Raw genomic sequence first — 6,437 nt, forward strand, 5'->3', positions numbered from 1 at the left:
TGCAAATGAAATTATACTCCACTTAATAAAAATAATACTTTATTTTTCAATGGGCTTATTTACTTTTCAAGCTTTTCAAATTGGATCAATTGTAGCCGCTGGAGCGATTATATCATCCATATCTGTGAAATACATATTGCCCTTTTTTAAGTGAAAATGTTTTTAAAAAGGTAGGATATTTAGCAATGGTTTTGTCTGGAGTTATATTGTTATCTACTACCTCCAATAAAATTATTGCTAAAGATCATCCCCCAAATTCATTTTAAACCATTTTCAAATAGTGTTGAAACGCAACTAGTCTGGAATTCTCAGAAGTGTCTTTGAATTTGAATACAACAAAGGTTTGCAAATGGAGCAAGTAATTAAATATGAAGAGATACCTAAAAGGTTACAGGCTGATATAAACACCTAATAAACCAATCTGATAAAGTTTATTATGAAAGAGTTACTAGCATAGGAGAAACATTCTATGAAGTACATGTCATGAAAGATAACAAGCAACAGAAATATAACTTTATTAATATTCACCTATAATTAGATCATTCATAATGAAAAATTTAATGTTTATTTCCGTGTTTTCAATTATGTTTTCCTTTATCTTATGCCCAAAAGGAGCAGGAAGAAAAAGTACCAGACAAAGTCTTATCAGCATTTAAATCTAAATTTCCTGATGCTAAAAAAGTAAGTGGGAAATGGGCAGGTGAAAATGAATGGGAAGCAGAGTTTAAGTTAAATGGTAAAAAATACTCGTCCAATTTCAGTACAAATGGTAAATGGATGGAGACGGAATATGCCATTAAAACATCTGAGATACCTGAAAATATTAATGAAATTCTCAATCAGAATTTCAAAGATTTTAAAATAGAAGAAGCTGAAATTTCCGAAACTGCCTCAGAAAAAGTATATGAATTCGAAATTGAAGTAGATGATGAAGAATATGATGTTTATTATCAATTCGCAAGGTAAATTGACGAAGCAAAAAGAAAGTGAAAATGATGATCATGAAGATTAAATTACCTTTAATTCTGAACTAAAACTAATCATATTCAGAAAGCAAAAGGAATAAAAGAAGGCTTCATTCATAAAATAATTGTATCTATCCTATAATCTAAAAAATTAGAATGTAAAAAGTCTGAAACTAATCTCAAATAGCTTCAACTTTCATATAAAACCTTTCCGTCAATAAAAAGTAGTCAAGATTTTATTGAAATTTTTTAAAAATGGCAACACATTCAGAAATTGTTAAATTTCTTCTAAATCTGATTTTATTCTTGCATTAAATATTCGCATGTATAAAAACTCTGCGAATATCGATGAACATGATAATATTTTAACTGAATTAACAACATTGAAATAGGCTCTACAAAGTCAACTATCTGATCTTAATAACAACAAAATGCATTTAAATCAAAGCTTTCAATCATCTACTGAAGTTATATACTGCTTTATTTGCTTTCGGTTTACTCAGCTTATTTTTTATTTGATAAAGGTGATATTGTACTTTTTATCAATGATATCACAGTAATTTCTCGGATGTTTTTTTTAAGCAAATTACCAATTTAGGAAATGGTATTTTTTTGTTACTGCTGTTGCTTCTTGCTCTACTTTAAAAGATCGGTTTAGTGCTTTAGTAGTTGTTCTGGCCTCAGTAATACATGGTCTTGCCGTATTAGTTTTAAAAAGAGTTTTATTTGAAAGTGCACCCAGACCAACAGCTTTTTTAGCAACACATCCTTATTACATTTTGTCGATGGCGTGCAGGTACATGCTTCGAGAAGTTTTCCCTCTGGCCACACGACTACAGCTTTCGTAATTGCATTTTGTTTGTCTTTATTATTTCAAAAACGTTTGTTGACTTACGCATTCTTGTTTGTCGCATTATTGGTAGCTTATTCCAGAATGTATTTACTTCAACATTTCTATATCGATATACTATTTGGGGCCTTAGTCGGCAGTGCTTCTGTCATTATTTCAAGACTAATTGCCATTCAGATTTTCCAAAAGAGATACTCAAAAGAACATTTTTCTTCATCTTAACTGTATGTATCGGCGAATAACCTTGCTGATAATAGAAATACAATTCAACAAATTCAATACTCTGATAATATCATGAAAATATCTATTGTAGTCACTCTTTTAAACGAAGAGGACAATATCTTCCCCTTAGTTAACAATGTACAAAAAGCCATGAACGGTATCGATTATGAATTGATATTGGTGGATGATGGCTCAACAGATAGCACGGTTTCCAGAATTAAATCTTTGGAAAATAGCAGAATAAAACTCTTAATCTTTTATAAAAACTACGGTCAAACTTCAGCGATGTCTGCCGGAATTGAAGCCGCCAGCGGAGACTATATAGTGACCATGGATGGCGATTTGCAAAACGACCCAAGCGATATTCCTTTGATGCTCGAAAAGCTTTTAAGAGAAGAATGGGATGTGGTTGCAGGAAGAAGATTAAACAGAAAAGATGGCATGTTTCTTAGAAAAATTCCAAGTAAAATTGCCAACAGCCTCATTAGAAAACTCACCGACATTAGGATAAACGATTATGGTTGTACGCTAAAGATTTTTAAGAAAGAGATTGCCAAAGATCTTGGTTTGTATGGAGAGTTACACCGATTTATTCCAGTATTAGCACACTTACAAGGGGCAAGAATTGCAGAAATGAATGTAAAGCATCACCCAAGAGTACATGGTAGCTCAAAATATGGATTGGGCAGAACGTTTAAAGTGATGAGTGATTTGATGCTGATGGTGTTTATGAAAAAGTATCTGCAAAAGCCCATTCACCTTTTTGGGCCAATTGGATTTCTAAGTTTTGCTGTAGGTAGCATTATCAATTTATACTTGCTAATAGCCAAGATGGCTGGCCAAGATATTTGGGAAGGCCATTACTAATTCTTGGGATTACCTTGTTATTAGCTGGTATTCAGTTCATTACCTTCGGTTTTATTATGGAGATGAACATGAGAACCTATTACGAGTCTTCAGACAAAAAGACCTATAGAATTAGAGAAGTGTTTATTGGGAAAGAGAATAACCTAAGTAGAAGTACTTCCAAAGTGTTATAGTATTTAAAATCTAATTTTTGAGCATGCAAAAGAACCTAATTAATCGCATAGCTATCTTACTACCCAATAAACCATTTTTTGGTGTAATGCTTGTGTAAATTCCATTGTATCAACATTTAAGAGTGAATTATCCTAATGCTGAAATTTTTGCATGGTCACCAGTAGAAGAAGCATTGTTTTTTGAAGACATTCAGGTTCTAGATAAGGTTAATTTAGTAAAAAATAAAAAAATTCAAGGATTAATCGAGATTAGGAAATGGAAACCAGATATATTAATAAATATGCGTCCTGCATCAGAATTTGCTCATCTTATTACATTATGTAGTAATAGTTCGGTAAAGATAGGTTATGAGACTAAATCTTTATTTAAGTACTTTTATACTTTTTTAGTAACTAAATCACATGGTTATATTGCGTTTAGATATCTCAATCTACTACGACCATTAAAAATTCCGATAAAATTTAATTTTGATGCAATTAGAAAGTTTGAAGGAAACACTTCTTTACCACATAAAAAATCATTCATATGTTTGATACCAGTTGGAGGAGAAGGAGAACACAAGAGATGGGGGATTGAAAATTTTTGTAGAATGTGTCAATTAATATCACAATATTCTCCATCATTACATTATGTATTTCTTTTAGGTAGAAAAGAGAGTGGTTATGTTAGAATCATTGATAAAATGTTAGGGAAAAATGCAAGTACTTATATAAATGCAAATATTTATGAAATTGTAAAAATTGTTTCAAATGCAAGAGTAACTATAAGTAATGATTGTGGTCCTGGTCACTTAGCACAAATGTGTGAGGTAAACTATATTGGATTATGGGGTTGGAAAGAGGATGAGTCCCCATTTGTAAGAATGAAAGAATGGTTTTTTTCTAGACCAAATGCAATCAGTATTTTACCTCATGAAGAACAAAAAGACATAAAAACAATTTCTCCAAACGATGTAGCAAACATAGCTATTCAATTTTGTAGATAAAATGTAAGTATCAATAAATACAATTCACATTTAAAGCTTTCAATTTTTTTGAGCAGTTTTAAGTCTGACATCAATTTTCCATTGTCGAATATTGCATAGTTTTATTTGAGACTCTCCTAAAGTACTTTTAAAAGATACTTGTTATTTATATTTTCATTTGAATTAGATGATTGTGACACATATATTAAATTCTTTTGTGCAGAATTATCTAAAAGGAGGTCAAGCCTTATACTAAAACTAAATAAATAGTTTTTAAACTAATAAATTAGTTGTAACTTACTTTTAATATTTCATTTTTTATTTAGAGAATATGAGGTTATTAAAATCTAAGCTCAGTCTATTATTATTCAGTGTATTACACTTGTATATCTGTACACATTCTTTTGCTCAACAGACACCTGAAGCTATCTTAAAAAAGACTGACTCATTACTTAATAATTTTAACTATGATGCACCAGGTACAGCTGTTTTTGCTGTAAAAGATGGAGAAGTAATTATCAATAAAGCATATGGTTTAGCTAATCTAGAACACAAAGTTCCAATTACTCCAATTACTGCTTTCGATTTAGCTTCTGTTTCGAAGTGGTTTACAGCTTTTGCTGTTTCCCTACTCATAGAAAAGGGAGACATTAAACCAGAAGATGATATTAGAAAATATATACCTGAACTTCCAGATTATAGCGATACAATTACCATAAATCATTTACTCCATCATACCAGTGGGTTAAAAAACTTTATAACATTGTTGCCCATTGCTGGTTGGTCATTTGATGATAGAATTACATTTAATCAGGTTTTAAACCTAGTTTATACACAGAAAGAACTTGACTTTAGACCTGGTTCTCAATATAAATATTCGAATACTGGTTACCTTATTTTGGCAGAATTGGTTCAGAAGGTAACTGGTGTATCTTTTCGAGAGTGGACGACTAAAAATATTTTTGAGCCACTAGAAATGGAAAATACACAGTTCGTTGATAACTATTCGGTAATTATTCCCAACCGAGCAAATAGCTATTATGACAATTCTTCTGGCATGGAATTTCAGGTTTCTCCCAACAATTATGCAGTTCCAGGACCAAGCTCGCTATATTCCACCGCTAATGATCTGATCAAATGGATGAAGTTTATAGATCATCATCCTGATACTTTAAATACTGTGTTCGACAGAATTTTTACACCTGGAAAATTGAATGACGGAACTGAAATTTCACATGGTTATAGTGTGTTGATCAGAAATTTTCGCAATACTAAACGGATTAGTCATCAAGGATATTGGTTTTCGTTTACCAGCCTGCTGGTTTATTTGCCTGAGTATCATTTATCTATTGGAGTGCTAAATAACTATGCTATAGGTAACTATAAGGTAGCCCATGAAATAGCTTCCTATTATATTCCTGCCACCTCGATAATAAATCAAGTGGTGAAGAAGATTCAGTGGAGGCGGTTTTGCCAGAAGCTCTGGAAGATTATATTGGCACTTATAAAATTAATCCCACTAATTATGTGGCAATTATGCAAAAAGGAAAAGAACTATGGATGCAGCAAACCAGTGATTATCCACTATTAATGACAGCTATAGGAAATGATAAATTTATTGTAAAAGATAATAGAGATCAACTAATGACTTTTCATAGAAATGAGTTGAATCAGGTAACACACATTACTGTGAATGGAAAGGAGTGTCCCTTGATGGATAAAAATCATTATGACCCAGATACTCTGCAAGAGTATGCAGGAGATTATCGAGGAGAAGATATAAAAACCATTTACTCTATAGTTTATATAAATGATACATTAAAACTAGGTCATATTCGAATGGGGAAATTAAGTCTACAAAATATCTGGGATGATGATTTCCAAATTTTAGGAGGAAACAGATGGTTTGCAAGCGCTTTAGAATTTATTCGGGATGATTGTGGAGAAATCACAGGATTTAATCTATCTGAACACAGGTTTCTAAAAGTAAAAAAGAAATTACGATTTTAAGTATCTAGAGGTAAAAAAACAATTTTTTAAGAATATAATGGGCTATTATGTTAAACTATTAATCACTTCCTATTTTATTCAAAAAATTAACTATTATAATCTATTTTGAGTAATAATAAAATATAAATTCATTATAAGTGAAATTTAAAGATTTTATTCTGATTAGTTCTATTTTACAATAAAATTCAAATTATATAAAGACATATCGCATTCGAAACAAAGAGTAATCTCAAAATAGCAAAATTAAAATTATTAACTAATTTATAGGAGCGTGGTTTTGTCTTGTAATTAAACTATTTATATCTGTTTCATATTTAATAATCGGTGCTATTTTAAATCATAATGGATAAACCAGTTTTAAATTTATTTTTTCATGAAAAATTTT

General features: G+C 30.8%; 5 protein-coding genes and 1 pseudogene. All 6 read left to right on the top strand.

Going from position 1 to position 6,437, the window contains the following annotated elements; translation table 11 throughout:
- Window positions 1-747: 747 nt before the first annotated feature.
- Window positions 748-966, top strand: a pseudogene (locus tag N7U62_RS22800) (PepSY-like domain-containing protein); the annotation flags it as partial.
- Between the two features lie 789 nt (window positions 967-1,755).
- Window positions 1,756-2,037, top strand: a complete 282-nt coding sequence (locus N7U62_RS23320) for a phosphatase PAP2 family protein (protein WP_404818046.1) — start codon at window positions 1,756-1,758, stop codon at window positions 2,035-2,037.
- A gap of 72 nt (window positions 2,038-2,109) precedes the next feature.
- Window positions 2,110-2,904, top strand: coding sequence for a glycosyltransferase family 2 protein (locus N7U62_RS22805; RefSeq protein WP_318840759.1), 795 nt, complete (start codon window positions 2,110-2,112; stop codon window positions 2,902-2,904).
- A 295-nt stretch (window positions 2,905-3,199) separates the two neighbouring features.
- Window positions 3,200-4,063 (top strand): glycosyltransferase family 9 protein, encoded by an 864-nt coding sequence (locus tag N7U62_RS22810; RefSeq protein ID WP_264140486.1) that lies wholly within the window; start codon window positions 3,200-3,202, stop codon window positions 4,061-4,063.
- A 310-nt stretch (window positions 4,064-4,373) separates the two neighbouring features.
- Window positions 4,374-5,633 carry a serine hydrolase domain-containing protein gene (locus tag N7U62_RS22815; RefSeq protein ID WP_264140487.1) on the top strand — a complete coding sequence of 420 codons (1,260 nt, stop codon included), beginning with the start codon at window positions 4,374-4,376 and terminating at the stop codon, window positions 5,631-5,633.
- Complete coding sequence (locus N7U62_RS22820; protein WP_264140488.1) at window positions 5,579-6,052, top strand: hypothetical protein; 474 nt, start codon at window positions 5,579-5,581, stop codon at window positions 6,050-6,052. Before N7U62_RS22815 ends, N7U62_RS22820 begins: the two co-directional genes overlap by 55 nt.
- Window positions 6,053-6,437: the final 385 nt, after the last annotated feature.

It is taken from the genome of Reichenbachiella ulvae (genome assembly GCF_025833875.1).
Lineage (GTDB): Bacteria > Bacteroidota > Bacteroidia > Cytophagales > Cyclobacteriaceae > Reichenbachiella > Reichenbachiella ulvae.